Source organism: Streptomyces sp. RLB3-17 (assembly GCF_007113425.2).
GTDB classification, from domain to species: Bacteria; Actinomycetota; Actinomycetes; order Streptomycetales; family Streptomycetaceae; genus Streptomyces; species Streptomyces mirabilis_D.
In genome coordinates, this window is record NZ_CP041610.2 from 9,810,929 (window position 1) to 9,827,519 (window position 16,591).

General features: G+C 70.6%; 13 protein-coding genes. 12 read left to right on the plus strand and 1 reads right to left on the minus strand.

Annotated elements, in window-relative coordinates; all coding sequences use genetic code 11:
* The first annotated feature begins 147 nt into the window (after window positions 1–147).
* Complete coding sequence (locus FNV62_RS44125) at window positions 148–1,389, plus strand: transposase (RefSeq protein ID WP_225900606.1); 1,242 nt, start codon at window positions 148–150, stop codon at window positions 1,387–1,389.
* Window positions 1,390–1,435: 46 nt separating this feature from the next.
* Here the strand turns inward: FNV62_RS44125 and FNV62_RS44130 are convergent, their stop codons facing one another.
* Window positions 1,436–3,346 carry a helix-turn-helix domain-containing protein gene (locus tag FNV62_RS44130; protein ID WP_225900920.1) on the minus strand — a complete coding sequence of 637 codons (1,911 nt, stop codon included), beginning with the start codon at window positions 3,344–3,346 and terminating at the stop codon, window positions 1,436–1,438.
* A 246-nt stretch (window positions 3,347–3,592) separates the two neighbouring features.
* Here FNV62_RS44130 and FNV62_RS44135 point away from each other — a divergent pair, with 246 nt between their 5' ends.
* From FNV62_RS44135 to metK, 11 genes are all read left to right on the plus strand, one after another.
* On the plus strand, window positions 3,593–4,312 hold the full coding sequence (locus tag FNV62_RS44135) for a 50S ribosomal protein L11 methyltransferase (protein WP_143656371.1): 720 nt from the start codon (window positions 3,593–3,595) through the stop codon (window positions 4,310–4,312).
* A 16-nt stretch (window positions 4,313–4,328) separates the two neighbouring features.
* The gene (gene pabB, locus FNV62_RS44140; RefSeq protein WP_144316111.1) at window positions 4,329–6,491 is read left to right on the plus strand and encodes an aminodeoxychorismate synthase component I; all 2,163 of its coding nucleotides are present in this window, start codon (window positions 4,329–4,331) and stop codon (window positions 6,489–6,491) included.
* Between the two features lie 396 nt (window positions 6,492–6,887).
* Window positions 6,888–7,634, plus strand: a complete 747-nt coding sequence (locus FNV62_RS44145; protein WP_159055269.1) for a TauD/TfdA family dioxygenase — start codon at window positions 6,888–6,890, stop codon at window positions 7,632–7,634.
* Window positions 7,635–7,685: 51 nt separating this feature from the next.
* Entirely contained in the window at window positions 7,686–8,684 is a 999-nt protein-coding gene (locus FNV62_RS44150) for a diiron oxygenase (RefSeq protein ID WP_097287385.1), read from the plus strand.
* Window positions 8,685–8,746: 62 nt separating this feature from the next.
* Window positions 8,747–9,829 (plus strand): Ldh family oxidoreductase, encoded by a 1,083-nt coding sequence (locus tag FNV62_RS44155; RefSeq protein ID WP_144316112.1) that lies wholly within the window; start codon window positions 8,747–8,749, stop codon window positions 9,827–9,829.
* Between the two features lie 21 nt (window positions 9,830–9,850).
* Window positions 9,851–10,774 carry a branched-chain amino acid transaminase gene (locus tag FNV62_RS44160; RefSeq protein ID WP_225900607.1) on the plus strand — a complete coding sequence of 308 codons (924 nt, stop codon included), beginning with the start codon at window positions 9,851–9,853 and terminating at the stop codon, window positions 10,772–10,774.
* Between the two features lie 93 nt (window positions 10,775–10,867).
* Entirely contained in the window at window positions 10,868–11,899 is a 1,032-nt protein-coding gene (locus tag FNV62_RS44165) for a C-terminal binding protein (RefSeq protein WP_144316113.1), read from the plus strand.
* Window positions 11,900–11,964: 65 nt separating this feature from the next.
* The gene (locus FNV62_RS44170; RefSeq protein ID WP_097287388.1) at window positions 11,965–13,125 is read left to right on the plus strand and encodes a KamA family radical SAM protein; all 1,161 of its coding nucleotides are present in this window, start codon (window positions 11,965–11,967) and stop codon (window positions 13,123–13,125) included.
* 54 nt (window positions 13,126–13,179) lie between these two features.
* Complete coding sequence (locus tag FNV62_RS44175; protein ID WP_143603878.1) at window positions 13,180–14,298, plus strand: iron-containing redox enzyme family protein; 1,119 nt, start codon at window positions 13,180–13,182, stop codon at window positions 14,296–14,298.
* Between the two features lie 40 nt (window positions 14,299–14,338).
* The gene (locus tag FNV62_RS44180) at window positions 14,339–15,361 is read left to right on the plus strand and encodes a pyridoxal phosphate-dependent aminotransferase (RefSeq protein ID WP_164657668.1); all 1,023 of its coding nucleotides are present in this window, start codon (window positions 14,339–14,341) and stop codon (window positions 15,359–15,361) included.
* A gap of 52 nt (window positions 15,362–15,413) precedes the next feature.
* Window positions 15,414–16,586, plus strand: coding sequence for a methionine adenosyltransferase (gene metK / locus FNV62_RS44185; protein ID WP_144316115.1), 1,173 nt, complete (start codon window positions 15,414–15,416; stop codon window positions 16,584–16,586).
* Window positions 16,587–16,591: the final 5 nt, after the last annotated feature.

The window sequence follows — 16,591 nt, forward strand, 5'->3', positions numbered from 1 at the left end:
CCCACGGCCCCCGTGCCTTTCGTCCACCCGACCCGGGAGGTGGCCGAGCGACCCTCGCCGGGTGCGTATCCGGTGCCCCGCCGACCTCGTCCGCGCAGTTCAGCGAGGTCAGTCTGGCCAGCGGCATGGCTAACGGAAGGAACCACTGTGAGTGTTCAGATTGAGGCGACCCCGGCAGAGTACGCGCCGTCCGATCCGGGCCGGTGGTCCGGCCCGGGCGGTTGTCCCGCCCAGGCGCGGGAGCAGGCGACGCGGGAGCTGGCCGACGCGCTGTTCGCCTCCTTCCCGCGGCGCGACCAGCGCCGCAAGGGGGAGCTGTACCTGCGCGGTCTGCTGTTGGCCGAGGGACGCAAGACGATCCGCAACATCGGTGCCCACGTCGGCGGGGCGGCCATGGAGCAGAGCCTGCACCACTTCATCAGCAGCTCCACCTGGGACTGGATGCCGGTGCGGCGGGCCTTGGCCGGGCACCTTCAGCAGGTCGGCGCCCCGCACGTGTGGGTGGTGCGGCCGATGCCGATACCGAAGGCCGGCGACCGGTCCGTGGGCGTCCACGAGGGCGTGGACCCGGGCACGGACCAGACGTTCCACGGTCAGCGCGCCTTCGGTCTGTGGCACGTGTCCGACACCCTGGGCGTGCCGGTCAACTGGCGGCTGTTCCTGCCCGATCAGTGGCTGCGGGACCGTACGAGGCGGCGTCAGGCCGAGATACCCGACGCGGTCGCGCAGGAGACCTGGGAGCAGTGCGCCGCCGCCACGGTCCTGGAGCCCATGGCCGACTGGCGGTTGGCTCCCCGGCCGGTCGTGCTGAACGCGCGCGTCGACCGGATCGCGGACACGGTCGGTCGCTTCACCGCGGCGGGCGTCCCGGTGATCGCCCGCGTCGGCGGCGGTGGGCGACTGACGGTGCGCGACCCCGCGCTCTCCCGCCACGTCGGCAAGGTGTACGGCGCCCAGCAGATCCTGGCCTCGGCCAAGGGGCTGCGCCGCCGCGTCGAGGGGCCCGGCCCGGCCGGTTCCCCCGCCGGCCGCCGTGCCTCGTGGGCGGTCGCCGTACGGGTCGACACCGCGGGCAGGTTCGCGGGGCTGCGCCTGCCGGGCTCCGGCCGCAGTGGCGGGAGCCTGCTCCTGCTCGGTGAGTGGGAGGACCCGCAGCGCCCGCCTGTGGGGTGCTGGATCACCAACATGGACTCGCTTGCGGCGGGCTCCCTGCTGCGGATCGCGAAACTCGCCGAGCGGGCGGGGCAGGCACAGGCGGGGACCGGGGAGGATGTCGGCCTGAAGGACTTCGAGGGGCGCTCCTTCCGCGGCTGGCACCGGCACATCACCCTGGCCTCCGCCGCTCACGCCGCAACGGAGCTGGCGGAGCTCGCGGTGCCCTGGGTGTGACCCGACGGCCGCAGGCGTGAGCGGGTCGCGCCCGCCGTGTGCCGGGCTACCGGTGCACCGACCCCTTCACGCGCTGGAGCCGCAACGCCAGCTGGATCTCGAGCGCGTTGGCGGGATCCTGCCAGGAGGGGCCCAGGAGCTCGCCGATCCGGTCCAGGCGGCGCATGACGGTGTTGGTGTGGACGTGCAGCAGCTGGGCGGCCCGGGTCGGGCTGCCGCCCGAGGTGAAGTACGCCTCCAGCGTTCCGACGAGGTCGGTGGAGCGCCGGGCGTCGTAGTCGAGCACGGGGCCGACGGCCGAGGAGACGAAGCCGTCGACGTCGTTCTTGTCGGAGAGCAGCAGCCCGAGGAAGCCCAGGTCCTTCGCCGCCGCGGTGCGGCCCGCACAGCCGAGGGCGGTCAGGGTGTCCAGACATCGCCGCGCCTCTTCGAAGACCTCGTTGACCGAGCACAGATCCCGGGTCGGCCCGGCCGCGCCGCCGGTCACGGGGTGCCCGAGTACGGCGGACAGCTCCGCCGCGGCCGAGCGGGCGGCGGCGGAGGCGTTCGCGCCGGGCAGGAACAGCACCAGGCACTCACCGCGAACGGTCCGTATCCCCCCGTGCCGATGGGCGTACGAGGCGGCCCAGATGCTCGCCTCGCCCGGCTTTCCGCCCTCCGGCCGCAGGACCAGGACGATGTGCTCGCCGGCGGGGTCGATCCTCAGCCGCCGGGCGCGTTCGGACAGGCGGCGCGAGGTCTGCGGGGCAGCCGAGAGCAGGTCGTCCAGGTACTCGTCGCGTACGGGTCCCGCGGCGGCCGCCATGCTCTGCCGTTGCAGGACCAGGGCGACGGCCTGGCCGACCGCGCGCAGCAACTGCCGTTCTGTGGACCCGAGTTCGCGGGGCGTCTCAAGAAGCAGGACAGCGGGTTCCGCCATTCCGGTGCCCAGACGGGTGGCCCAGACGCTCCCGGTGACGGCCACGGGCTCGTCCCCGGCGTGCGCCTCCACGAGCGCCCTGACCGTCGTCTCCTCGCTCAGGTCGGGCAACCGCCCGGTGGCGGCCGGGACGCGACCTTGGGCGTCGCGTACGCACAGGGTGCCGTCCAGTGCCTCGGCGGCCGTATGCAGGACGTCACCGAGATCGCAGCCGTCGAGCACCATGTCCATGAGCCGGGTCTGTGCCTCGCAGACGGAACTCAGCCGCGTCCGCAGGGACTCGGCACGGGACGCCTCCCGCTCCGCCTCGGTCGCACGGGCTTCCGCCAGGTCCTGATGCCGGGCCGCCGCGATGGCCGAGGCCGACAGGTTGGCCAGGGCCCGCATCAGGCTGACCTCGTCGGGCGTGAAATGGCGTACGGCCCGCGTGGCGCCGTACAACGCCCCGAGGGTGTTCTTGCCGTGGGTCATCGGGACGGCGAGGATCCCGCGGAGGCCTTCCGAGCGCACGACCTCGTCGATGTCCGGCGCATGCGGGAACCGGTCGTCGGCCAGGTAGTCGGAGGACCAGAAGGGGGCATGCCTGTGCTGGGCCAGCTGGCCCATGCCCATGCCCTTGTCCATGGAGAGGCCGACGCTGAGCGCCGTCGTCTCGCCGTCGGTGTGCTGCACGTACGAACTGCCGTCCGGCTGCTGGAGGCTGGCATACGTCATGTCGAAGTCCAGTAGCAGTCGTGCGCGGCGGGTGACCGCCTTCAGGATGTCGGCGCCGCTGTCGGCCATCTCCTGGGCCGCGTCGACCAGCGCCGCGAGGGCGGCTTCCCGTTTCCGCTGTCTGTCCATCGAGGCGCGGACGTCCAGCGCCAGCCGGGTGGCCTGCCGCAGTCCGTCCAGCTGCCGCTCCGTCAGCTTGCTCTGGCGGGTCTCCCGGAGCAGGTCCTCGAAGTGCCAGGGCGGGGCTTCCTGGGCGAGGAGCCGGAGAACGGTCAGCGCGGGAGACTCCGCGCCTGCGTCACCCGAGGTGTCATCCGAATCCACCAAGCGCCCCCCACCACAGGCTTCCGACGAACCTCCCCATCATACGCGTAGGCGATTCAGCAACTCGGATGCCTACTCTCCGGTAGCCGCGCAGGCCCTGCGTGGCGCGGGGACAGGTGCCCGGGCCACCTCTTCAGCAGCCGAGCGTTGTGGCAAGAGCACCTTCCGGCAGGTGTCAGGGCTGGTCAATATGTCGATCACGGGGACGGACGGCGCGCACGGCGCTCATGGTCGCAAGGGATACGGATGGCAGAGCTGAAGAGCTATGTGCGGTCGCTCGAGCGCAGCCGGCAGGCGTTGACGCGGACGGACAGGCCGGAGATGTTTGCACTGGCGAACAGGGAGTGGGACGTACTGGGTGGCGTGTTCTCGCCCGCGTTCTCGGCGACGACCAGGGTGGCGATGGAGGTTCTCGGGCTCGTCGGCGACGAGGAGCCGGACTTCTGGCGGCGCGACGGATCGTTCCTGGAGATCGGGTCCGGAACCGGGATCATCGCGGTGTCGGCCGCCCTCGCGGGCTGTGAGCGAGTGGTCGCCACCGACATCAACCCGGACGCCGTGCGCAACACGGAGATCAACGCCGCGCGGCACGACATGGCGGACCGGGTGAGAGTGGTCCACAGCGACCTGTTCTCGGCACTGGACCCCGCGGAGCGCTTCGACACCGTCTACTGGCACTCCAACTTCGTTCTCGCGCCCGACGACTACCGGTACGAGACCGAGCACGAGCGGGCGTACGTGGATCCGGGCTACCGGACGCACCGGCGCTACCTGGTCGAGGCCCCGGGCCTGTTGACCGAGGGCGGCTCGGCCCTGCTCCAGTTCAGCGACCGCGGCGACCTCTCCCTGCTCCACGACATGGCCGCCGAGTGCGGCCGGACGCTGCGTGTACTGGACGGCCGCAGCTTCCTGGAGGGCGAGGAGAGGATTGAGCACCTGCTCCTGGAGATAGTTGTCGCCGACTGACGTCACGGAAAGAATCATGCGCACACTCCTTGTAGACAACTATGACTCCTTCACCTACAACCTTCACCACTACCTGGCGGAGGTGAGCGGACAGGAGCCGGTGGTGATCCGCAACGACGACCCCTCCTGGCACCGCGGCATGCTCGACTCGTTCGACAGCGTCGTCCTCTCGCCGGGGCCCGGAGATCCGGCGGTCGCCGCCGACTTCGGGATCTGCCGGGAGATCGTCGAGCATGCGCGGCTGCCCCTGCTGGGTGTGTGTCTCGGCCACCAGGGACTTGCCCTGGCGCACGGCGCCACCGTGTCCCGGGCGCCGGAGCCGAGGCACGGCCGTCTCTCGCCCGTGCTGCACGACGGCACCGGGCTGTTCGCCGGACTCCCGTCGCCGTTCGAGGTGGTGCGCTACCACTCGCTGGCCGTGACCGACCTCCCCGAGGAGCTCAGGGCCGTCGCCCGGACACCGGACGGGGTCCTGATGGGCATCGAGCACCGCGACCGGCCGATGTGGGGCCTGCAGTTCCACCCCGAGTCGATCCTGACCCGGCACGGGCACGACCTGCTCGCCAACTTCACGCACCTGAGCCGGACATGGCGCGCGAGCCGCGCGGCGGAGCGGGTGGAGATCTCGGGACGGGCCCCAGCGCCGCCGGCCGCCGACGCGGCCCACGACGCGGGTGCCGGACCCGCCGCCGACGCAGTCACCGGTGCCGGTGCCGGTGCCGGTGCGGCCCAGGACGCGGAGCCGGAGCAGGACCGGCGACGGCCCCGCTCACTGCGGGTCCTGGCCGAGCAACTCCCCTCGCCCTGCGACGCCGAGGTCGCCTACGACCGTCTCTTCCGGGGCGGGGAGTACGCCTTCTGGCTGGACAGCAGCAGATCCGATATGGACACGGGGCGGTTCTCCGTCATGGGGGACGCGTCCGGCCCGCTCGCCCGAGTGGCACAGGCCGATGTGAACGCGGGTACCGTGACGGTCCGGTCCGCCGAGGGCACGCGCGTGGTCCAGGGCGGGCTCCTGGAATGGCTCGATCGCGACCTCCGCTCGATCCGCGTAGAGGTCCCGCCGCTCGACTGCGGATTCGCCCTCGGCTGGGTCGGCTACCTCGGCTACGAGCTGAAGGCCGAGTGCGGCGGGGACGCGGCGCACCGGTCGAAGGAGCCCGACGCCGTCATGGTCTTCGCCGACCGCGCGCTGGTCTTCGACCACCTGGCGGGCACCGTCCAGCTGCTGGCCCTGGCGCCGGACGGCGACGAGACGGCGGCACGCGCCTGGCTGCGCTTCGCCCAGAACGAGCTTGCGGCCTTGGCAGCCCGCCCTGCCGCCGAGGACGTACCGGCTCCGGCCGGGCCCGCCGAACTGCGGCTGCGGCACGACCGCGACACCTACCTCCGGCTCATCGCCGACTGCCGGCGCGAGATAGCCGCGGGCGAGACGTACGAGGTGTGCCTGACCAACATGGCCGAGGTGAACCTCGACCTGGACCCCTGGCAGGGCTACCGCTTCCTGCGCCGCAACAGCCCCGCGCCCTACGGGGCGCTGCTCAGCTTCGGGCCGTTGTCTGTGCTCAGCACCTCGCCCGAGCGCTTCCTGCACATCTCGGCGGACGGCACGGCCGACTCGAGGCCCATCAAAGGGACGCGTCCGCGCGGCGCGACCCCGGCGCAGGACGCCGACCTGGCCGAGGATCTGCGGACTCAGGAGAAGGACCGCGCGGAGAACCTGATGATCGTCGACCTGGTGCGCAACGACCTCGGCCGGTGCGCCGAGATCGGTTCGGTCGAGGCCGACCTCTTCCAGGTCGAGACCTACGCGACGGTGCACCAGCTGACGAGCCGGATCCGGGCGAGGCTCTCGGCGGGCCTCAGTTCGGTGGACTGGGTGCGCGCCGCCTTCCCGCCCGGTTCCATGACCGGTGCCCCGAAGATCCGCACCATGCAGCTCATCGACAAGCTCGAAGCCGGCCCTCGTGGCATCTACTCCGGCGCCATCGGCTACTTCTCGCTGACCGGTGCAGCCGATCTGAGCGTCGTGATACGCACGGCCGTGGTCACCCCCGGCCGTATTCGTTACGGAGTCGGCGGAGCCGTCATAGCGCTGTCGGATCCGATGGCCGAGTTCAAGGAGACGGCCGTCAAGGCACGGCCCCTCCTCGACCTCACCGGCGCCGATTTTCACTGACCTGACATAGTCCTCGAACACCTGTGGTCAGCCGCCCCGGCTTTGAGCAGAATTCAATCAGTGGGGCAGGCCAGAATTGGCTGGACGGGTCCCGTCGTCGCAATCGCAAGGACGTTGGGTGACCTATTGGCAAAAAGTGGCGGGCAGTTGGTGGTGACCGGTTCTGGAAACCACCCGGACGCCCCTCCCGGTCTGGCCTGATCGCCTCTTCAATGACCGGCCATCCAGGCCGAATTCAGCCGCCCCGGCCGGATTCGACTGCCCGTCGGTGTGCCCACGTCGGCGTCGTACGCCTGCCACCGCCCTGATCACCGGGCAGAACGCGGTCGTCGACGACCGTGCGCGCCATCGTGCGGCTTTTCGAAGGCCATTCACAGTGAACCAGGAGTGATTCGATTGACCACTTCCGACGTGCGGGACATCAACGAACTCCGCTCGGTGCTCGACCGGGACGGATACATCGTCATCGAGAACGTGGGTTCCACCGAGAACGCCGAGAAGTTGCTGAGCGGGCTGGGCAGCATCCTGCCGCAGTACGACGGCCGCAAGTCGCACGAAATCGTGGTCACCCCGGGATTCGAGGATCTGCTGCACTCCAAGACCTCGAGGGAGATATACGTCCACACCGAGGCGCCGGGCTGGGACCCCGTCCCGCAGTACCTGGCCCTCTACTGCCACGCGCAGGCCCGGTGCGGCGGCGGCCACACGACGATCTGCGACGGGCGCAAGTTCCTCGCCGATCTCAGCGACCGCGAGCGGGAATTGATGTACGACGTGGAAACCGACTTCCCCGGCGCCTATGGAACGCAGGGGAAGGACGGCGAGGCCGAGTGGACGGTCCACAAGCCGATGGTTTCGCGTGACGTGGACGGCACCGAGGTGATCCGGTTCAGCTACACCCACCTCACGTTCGGAGATTACACACCCGACCTCGGCCGGGACGTCTTCGTCGACCGTCTGCCCCTGGGCGAGGAGGGCATCGCCCTCGCCGAGCACGGCACCAGGTTCTTCAACGACAACCACCTGCCGGTGCTCGTCCCGGACCACGCGCTGCTGATCTGGGACAACCGCCGGATGTTCCACGGCCGCAGCTCCTACACCGACCAGCGCCGGCACCTGACCCGCTTCTTCGTGGGCGCCTAGGCGGACAGGGGCCGCACCGGCCCGGATCAGCAACAGAGAGGAAGCACCCCTGTGATCACCGATCCTCAGGAAGGCAGCACCGGAAACTTCGGCACCGTGCTCTTCGACGCGGTGGACAACCCGGTCATCCAGCGGCTCGCCCTGAACTGGGAGAAGCGCGCCACGGTCAAGCGGGACGACCCCGACCTGCTCGATCTCTTCGATCCGGAACTCCCGGACTACCCCGACACGATCGTGCCGTTCAAGGACCACCACACCTACCAGGAGCTGTCTTCCGAGCAGCAGGGGGAGATCCTGAGCTGGGCGATGATCGCGCTGAACCGGAACACGATGTTCTCCGAACAGCGCGTGGTCAACCCGGCGTTCAGCCTCATTCTCCAGGGAGAGTTCCCCGGACTGTGGGGTGAGGCGCTGGAGATCTCGCTGATGCAGTCGATGGTGGACGAGCAGTACCACACCCTCATGCACCACATGGCGAGCGGCATCACGCGCAAGCGGCGCGGCAAGCCGTTCAAGGACTCCGATCTGCCGCTGCCGTACTACTCCCGGGTGCACATGCAGCTCAGTGCGGACGCCCCGGAGCGCTGGCAGCGCAGTCTCCTCACGCTCTCCTTCGCCACTATCACGGAACTGTGCATCGGCGGCTACCTCGAACTGATCGCCAAGGCTCCCGGCATCCAGCCCATGAATCTGGCCCTCGCCCGGCTGCACCGCCACGACGAGGTCTGCCACGGATCCATCAACGGTGAACTGGTCAAGGTCCTCTACCCCCAGCTGAACAAGGAACAGCAGCGCTTCCTGGTGCAGGCCCTGTGCGATGCGCTGGAGGCGTACGCGGCGAACGACTACGGCACGTGGCAGACCGTCATGAAGCTGGTCGGCGTCAAGGGCGGCGAGGAGATGCTGCTGGACGTCCAGGACGCCGGCCGCAAGGCGCTGCTGCGCGACTACAGCGGCCTGTACCGGGTCTTCGAGGACCTCGATGTGCTGGAGCAGATCGAGTTCGACTGGTCGAGCGTCAAGGTGTCCGGCGAGATCCCCTACCAGTGAGCCGTCGGTTCGGAGCCGAACAGGGAAATCGCCGCCAAGGGAACTCGCCCGAAAGGGAACACATGGACAAGGTCATGCCCGTGGCCGACCAGTACGGCATCGCGCCGAACGTCGCCGAGACCATCGCCGCCCGGGCCCTCACGGACGCCGGGGTGGCAGCGGCCGACAGTGCCGCCGTGGCGGACGCGCTGGTGCAGACCTCGCTGCGGGGCATCAGCACCCACGGCCTGCGCCTGCTTCCGCAGTATCTGAGCGACATCGAGCACGGCATCGCCAACCCGCGGCCTGTCTGCACCGTGGTCAGGGAGACGGGACCCACCGCCGTCCTGGACGCGGACTCGGCCCTCGGCATCGTGGCCGGCCTCCGGGGAACCGAGGAAGCGGTGCGCAGGGCGAGCCGTTTCGGCGTCTCCGTGGTGGTGGTGCGCAACTCCAACCACTTCGGCGCGGCGTCCGTGTACAGCCGGGAGATGGCGAAGGCCGGGATGATCGGCTGGGTCATGACCTCCTGCTCGCCGCGGGTGGCGCCCTTCAACGGCAGCAAGGCGCACCTGGGCACCAACCCGATCAGCGTGGCCGCGGGCGCCGGGGACCACGAGTTCGTCCTGGACATGGCCACCAGCCAGGTGTGCCTGGGGGAGATCCGTGAACGCGGACGTCAGGGCGAACCGCTGGAGGAGGGCTGGGCCAAGGACGCCGCGGGACGCCCCACGGTCGACGCCGCGCAGGTCTCCACGCTCATGCCCCTCGGCGCCGGGCACAAGGGCCAGGGACTGGGCATGGTGGTCTCCCTGATGACGGCGGTGCTCGCCGGCTCCCCGCTCGACTGGGAGCTGGAGCACATCGAGAGCGCCCCCCACGGCAGGGGCCGCCAGGTGGCGCACTTCCTGATGTGCCTGGACCCGGCCGTCTTCGGCGGGGACGAGGCGTTCGACGAACGTATGCGGACGTTCGTGGACGACACGCGGCGCAGCCCCTCCACGGGCGCCGAACCGGTGCGCGTGCCGGGCGACCCGGAGCGCATCACGGCGGCCCGCAACGCCGCCCACGGCATCCCCCTGGACCCCCGCACGGGCCAGAGGCTGTACGACCTGGCGGCCGACTACGGCATGGACAACCTGCTGCCCACCACCGGCATCGCCTGACGCCGGGCAAGGAGAATTCGCGTGGTAACCCTCTCCCGATCCAAGTCCATCTGGATGGACGGCGAGTTCGTCCCCTGGGACGACGCCCGGATACACTTCCTGACGCCGTCCCTGCACTACGGCTGGGCTGTCTACGAGGGCATGCGCGCCCATCGCACGGCCGACGGCACGGCGGTCTTCCGGATCGACGACCACATAGCCCGGCTGCGCAACTCGGCACGGGTGTACATGATGGAGGTCCCTTACTCCGACGAGGAGATCGCCGAGGCGATCGTCTCCCTCGTCAAGGAGAACGGCTCGCAGCCCTGTTACATACGGCCGAACATCTACCTCGGCTATGGCAGCATGGGCGTCTCGCTGGATCTGTCGGCGGCCCGCGTGGCCATCGCCACCTGGCCCTGGTCCGACTACGTGGACCGGCAGGCGCTGGCGCGGGGCTGCCGGGTGATGACCAGCGGCTGGCGGCGCAACCACCAGGACGCCATCCCGCCGCAGGCGAAGGCGACCGGCGCCTACATCAACTCCTGCATGGCCAAGATCGGCGCCCAGCGGGCCGGCTACGACGACGCGCTGCTGTTGACCGACACCGGCCATGTCGCCGAGTGCTCAGCGGCCAACTTTTTCCTCGTCAAGGACGGTGTCCTGCACACGCCCCCGGTCAGCGAGGGGATCCTGCCCGGCATCACCCGCTCCACGGTCATGACGCTGGCCGCCGAAGGGGGCCTGGAGGTGGTCGAACGCCGGATCGCGCGGGCGGAGGCGTACACCGCAGACGAGATCTTCCTGACCGGCACGGCCATCGGCGTCGTCCCGGTGGCCTCCGTCGATGACCGGCCGACCACGTCCAAGGGCTGCGGGCCGGTCACCAAGACCGTCGTCGAGGCGTACGAGGACGCCACGTCGGGCCGGCTGCCCGGCCACGCGGACTGGTGCACCCCGGTCTGACCGGCGCCGAGTGCGGGAGCGCCGCCCACGGAAGCGCTCCCGCACGGCGGGCGGCAGGCACAAGAGGGCAGACCGAACGAGCGGAGGCACGACGTGAGCCGATCGCACACCGACAGCCGTGATCTACAGCGGGGACCGGCACCCGCGCCGAACGCACCCCGGGTCGTGGCGGTCGTCGACGCCCCGGAGGGCGGTTATGTAGACAGCGCCGACCTCGAACAGCGGGAGGCCGGCAGCGGGATCGAGGTCCGGCTGCGGGTGCTGTCCCAGAGCGAGGTGCCCGAACTGGCGCGCCGGGCCCCGGAGTGCATCATCCTGTGGCATCGCATCTCCCTCACGGCCGAGTTCTTCGCGCTCAACTCCTCCTGCCGCGTGGTCGTCTGCGCGAGCGTGGGCCACGACCACGTGGACACCGAGGCCGCCCGGGCGAGCGGAGTGGCCGTCTACCACGTACCCGACTACGGCGTCGACGAGGTCGCGGACCACACGCTGGCCCTCGCCCTGAACGCCGTACGCCGTGTCCGGGAACTCGACGCGCATGTGCGCGACGGCGGATGGGAGTGGCGGCGGGCCGAGGGAGTGCGCCGACTGCGCGGCGCCGCCTGGGGTCTGGTGGGCTGCGGACGCATCGGGCAGGCGGTGGCCCGCCGGGCCGCGTCCTTCGGCATGCGCATCGGCTTCTACGATCCCTACGTCCACCCCGGCACCGAGAAGGCCCACGGCTGGACGCGCTTCTGGAGCCTGCACGAACTGCTCGCTTCGTGCGAGGTCGTGAGCCTGCACGTGCCTCTCGGCCCGGAGACGGAGCACATGATGGACCGAGCCGCTCTGGAGGCACTCGCGCCGGGGGCCGTCCTGATCAACACCTCACGCGGCGCGGTCGTGGACGAGGACGCCCTGCGCCAGGTCCTGGACCGCGGCCGGCTGGGGGCCGTCGGACTGGACGTCGCCGAGCACGAACCGGGTGTCGCCGGCTGGCTCCGCGGACATCCCCGGGCCCTCCTCACCCCCCACTCCGCCTTCTACTCCGTCGAGTCGATGACCGAACTGCGGCGCAGGGCCGCCCGCGCGGCCGCCCAGGCGCTCCGCGACGAGCCGGTGACCGCGGCCGTCCGCATCGTGTGAGACCGGGCGCGCGATCGCCGTCGCTGTCCGACGTCCCGTCCCGACGTGCCCAGAGAAGAGTCCCTATGTCCCTCGCCCCCAAGGAAGCGGTGGCCCGCCCGGCCGGCTGGAAGGACTGGAAGTGGCAGCAGCGCCACGCCGTCCGCACCGCCGGCGCGATCAAGGAGTACTTCCCCGGGTGCCCGCCCGAGGTGCTCCGGGAGATCGACGCCCACGCCTCGACCCGTCGGTTCCAGGTGACGCCCTACTACCTCAGCCTGATCCGCACGGATGGTGACCGGCTGCGCCCCCTCGAAGACGACCCGCTGTGGCGCCAGGTCTGTCCCTCGGCCCCGGAGCGTGCCGACCCCTACGGCTACGACGGGGAGAGCGAGAACTGGGAACTGGACGAGGAGATGGTGACACCGGTCGCCCAGCACAAGTACGGCAACCGGGTCATCATCCGGTACTCCAACATCTGCCACGCGTACTGCCAGTTCTGCTACGAGGCACTGCGCACCCTCGAACGGAACTCGTCGAAGCCGTCCTTCGAGCGGCGCCACTGGCTCCAGACGCTGGACTACCTCGCGGACCACGCCGAGGTGGAGGAGGTGATCCTCAGCGGCGGCGAGCCGTTCATGCACAGCGACGAACAGCTCGCCGGGGTGCTGGCGGACCTCCGGGAGGTCCGTCCCGATCTGGTCGTCCGCATCCACACCCGCAGCCTCACCTTCAACCCGTTCCGGATCACCGAAACGCTGGCACAGACGCTGCGGGCGCACGAAGTGCAGGCGCTGGGCCTGCACATCACGCACCCCAACGAGATCACCCCGGCCTTCGTCGAGGCCCTGCGCCGGCTGCAGAGCGCGGTTCCCCTCGTGTTCTCCAACGTGCCCCTGCTGCGCGGGGTCAACGCGTGCCCCGAGACGATGCGGGAGCTGTCCATGTCCCTGTACCGGCTGGGCGTGCACGCCGGCTACCTGTACCACTTCATGCCCCGCAGCCCGAAGTCCGAGCTGTTCTGGGTCCCCGTGGACGAGGGCCGCAGGATCGTCCGGTCCATGAAACGCCACGTGTCGAACCCCGCCGTCCCCGAGTACGTCCTGCCGCATCCGACCGGGAAGTACACGGTGCCGCTGCACGACGCGGACGAACACCCCAGGCACGAAATGGACCCCGACGGCGTCCGGTTGCTCGGCTTCGTGAACTGGCGCGGCGAGCACGTCACGTATCCCGACCCTGAATGACCGGCCCCGGGCCGCATCCCACCACCACACCGCCCCCACGGCAGGAGACGAGGCATGTGCGACACCGTCCGTAGCGTCGTCGACAGACAACGGATCCCGTCGATGCGGCCGCCTTTGCGAGACCCCTCGCAGACGGCGCGGCACACGGTTGAACACCGGCTCGCCCGCTGCCTGGACGGTCCGCCGGACCTCCAGGGCCGCGGCGACGACAGCAGGGCACTCCTGCGCACCACGCAGGACCGGCTCGAAGCCGGGATCGCGAGCCAGGACCCCGACGCCCTGCTGGACGTCCACCGCTCGCTGTACGCGGTCTACGAGACCCTGCTCGGGCACCCCCTCGCCCCGGCCGCGCGGCACGAGCGCAGCGCGTGGTTCAACGTGTTCCGGGCGATGTGCGAGGACGCCCTCCTGGAGGCCGACCTCGCGTCGCTGGAGGGCAGCCTGCCATCAGCCGTCGAGGCCGGCCGACCGCACTACCTGAGGCAGTGGTTCCTCACCGCCTCCCAGCAGCGCAGCCCGCTGGACCGAGCGGTGGAGGACCACCTCGAACACAAGGCGACCCTGAAGGAGATGACCCGGTTCATCCAGGCCGACGGCTATCTCAACTACCGGTTCTTCGACGCCCTGGTGCTGGCGCAGACCCACTTCATGGAGGGCGTCAAACAGGAGATCGGCCACCACCTGTGGGACGAGTGCGGCGCCGGCGACGACTCGGCGGCCCACACCGTCCAGTTCACCCAGGCCTTGCGCCGGCTTGGCACCTCGCTGCCGCTCCTGCCGCCCTGGGAGGACTGGCGCCCCTACGCCGGCTTCAACCTGTACTTCATGCTCGGTACCAACCGCCGCCACCATCTCAAGGCGCTGGGCAGCCTGGCCATGCCCGAGCTGTTCGACGTGGACCGCGACGACATCGTCGTACGAGGTCTTCAGCGGCTGGGGCTCGACCCCCACGACGGATTCCAGTTCTTCGTGAACCACGTCTCCGGCGACGCCGAGCACGGGCCCGAGTGGCTGAGCCATGTCGTCACCCCGATCGTCCGCCACGACCCGGCCGCCGGCATGGAACTCGCGCAGGGCGCGGCGCTGCGGATGCTCGCCATGCGCCGCTACAACGAGTTCCTCGCCGGCCTGCTGAACGTCGAGCCGGTCCAGGCCGTCACCGGGTGGACCTGAGATGAGCCGCGCCGCATCCAATCCCTTTCCGTCGATCGAGATGCAAGAACGTTCCACCGGTCTGCCCGCGCGATGGCGCCTGTCCACCAACGAGAACGAGTTCGGCCCCGCGCCCTCGGCCGTCGAGGCCATGGTCGCCGCCGCACAGGACGCGCACCGCTACCCGGACTGCGCGCACCACTCGCTGCGCCGGAGCCTGGCCCGCCTGCACGGAGTGAGCGAGGAGGCGATCCTGGTGGCGACGGGCATCGACGGCCTGCTGGCCCAGGTGTGCCGCTCGCTGCTGCACCCCGACTCGCCGGTGGTCACCACCGCGGGCACCTATCCGACCTTCGCCCACTTCGCCGAGGCGGCCGGGGCCGTGGTCCACACCGTCGACTACCACCAGGACCGCGCCGACGCCGAGGCACTGGCCACCGCCGCGCGCCGGCATCGGGCCGCACTGGTCTACCTCGCCGAACCCGACAACCCGCTGGGCAGTGCCCTGGGAGCCGACGAGGTGCTGCGACTCGCCGACCGGCTCCCGGAGTCCACCGTCCTGGTCGTCGACGGGGCCTACGCCGAGTACGCCGCGACCCGCCCGCTGGACGCGCGGGACGTCATGGGGCGCCCCCTGCTGTGGTTGCGCACCTTCTCCAAGGCCCATGGTCTGGCGGGGCTGCGGGTGGGCTACTGCCTGTACGACCGCGCCACGACGGCCGGCCTCGACCGCGGCCTGGAGCACTACGCGGTCGGCCGGCTCGCCGAGACGGCCGCACGCGCGGCCCTCGACGACGCGCGGCACCTGGACCGGACGGTCGCCCTGACCGCGGCCGGCCGCACGCACTACCAGGCGGAACTGGCGGCGCTGGGCTGCCGGCCCCTGCCGTCCGAGACGAACTTCGTGACCTTCCGGATCCCGGGCGACCCCCGCCGCACCGGCGAGGTGACGAACGCCATGCGACAGCGGGGGACGTACATCCGGCCGGTGCGGATCCCCGGGCGGCCGGACCTGGTACGCCTCACGGTCGGGCCGCCGACCCAACGCGCCGAGGTGCTCGGCCTGTTGCGCGACCTTCTCTGAACGTTCCCCCACCTCGATCATGCACCCGCGGGTGCGGAATGTGAGCCCTGCCATGTCGTCGCTGTCCTCGTTGCCCTCCTCCAGGCCCTCCAACAGCCTCCTCTGGTCCCAGATAGCCGAGTCCGTCACGCCCGGCCATCCCGACAAGGTCGCCGACCAGGTCTCCGACGCCGTACTCGACGCGTATCTCGCCACCGACCCGCACGCACGCGTCAACTGCGAGGTCATGGTGACCCGGGACCACGTTCTGGTGACTGGCCAGGTGACCGCCGCCGGGGCGGTGGACGTCGAGGCGGTGGTACGCGGCGTACTGTCCGACGTCGGCTACCGTGACGTGGCTGTCCACGGCATCGACGCGACGCGCAGCCCGGTCACGGTCGTCCTCGACCACCAGTCGCGTGAGATCGGCGCGGGCGTCGACGAGGGCGGCTCCGGAGACTCCGGCATCGTGTACGGGTACGCCTGCGACGAGACGCCCGAACGGCTGCCGCTCAGCTGCGTGCTGGCTCATACGCTGAGCAGGACACTCGCCGAACAGCGCGACCAGGCACCGCAGGTCGGGCTCGGACCCGACGGCAAGGTGCAGGTGGAGGTCGTCGCCGGCGACCGACCCTCGCACGGCCGGGTCGTGCTCTCCGTCCAGCACGCCGCCACGGAACCGCTCGAAGCGGTACGGGAGTTCTGCGCCGAGCAGGTGGTCAAGCCCGTCCTGGCGACGCGCGACCTTCCCGTCGAGTGGGTCCAGGTCAACCCCGCCGGGTCGTTCGTGGTCGGAGGCACCGCGGCCGATGCGGGGCTCACGGGCCGCAAACTCATGGTCGACACCTACGGGGGCCTCGCCCGCCACGGCGGCGGCTGCTTCTCCGGCAAGGACGCCACCAAGGTGGACCGTTCGGGTGCCTACGTGGCACGTCAGCTCGCCCTGACCGCGATCGAGGCCGGCCTCGCCGCGCGGTGCCAGGTGGGCATGGCCTACGCGATCGGACGCCCCGAGCCGGTGTGGTTCGAGGTGGACTGCTTCGGCACCGAGCGCGTCGACCCGGCGAAGCTCACGGTCGCGCTGCGCTCACTGACCGACCTGCGGGTCGACGCCACCATCGACCGGCTCCGCCTGCGCCACATCCCCTTCCGCCCCACCGCCACCTTCGGCCACTTCGGACGCGCCGACGGCTTCCCCTGGGAGCAGCCGGTGCGCGCCGACGAACTGCGCGCCCAGCTGGCCTGACCGGA

Bases quoted from the DNA above. Each gene is read 5' to 3' on its own strand.
- FNV62_RS44175 (WP_143603878.1), top strand. From the start codon at position 13,180: ATGTGCGACACCGTCCGTAGCGTCGTCGACAGACAACGGATCCCGTCG.
- FNV62_RS44170 (WP_097287388.1), top strand. From the start codon at position 11,965: ATGTCCCTCGCCCCCAAGGAAGCGGTGGCCCGCCCGGCCGGCTGGAAG.
- pabB (WP_144316111.1), top strand. From the start codon at position 4,329: ATGCGCACACTCCTTGTAGACAACTATGACTCCTTCACCTACAACCTT.
- FNV62_RS44135 (WP_143656371.1), top strand. From the start codon at position 3,593: ATGGCAGAGCTGAAGAGCTATGTGCGGTCGCTCGAGCGCAGCCGGCAG.
- FNV62_RS44180 (WP_164657668.1), top strand. From the start codon at position 14,339: ATGCAAGAACGTTCCACCGGTCTGCCCGCGCGATGGCGCCTGTCCACC.
- FNV62_RS44155 (WP_144316112.1), top strand. From the start codon at position 8,747: ATGGACAAGGTCATGCCCGTGGCCGACCAGTACGGCATCGCGCCGAAC.
- metK (WP_144316115.1), top strand. From the start codon at position 15,414: ATGTCGTCGCTGTCCTCGTTGCCCTCCTCCAGGCCCTCCAACAGCCTC.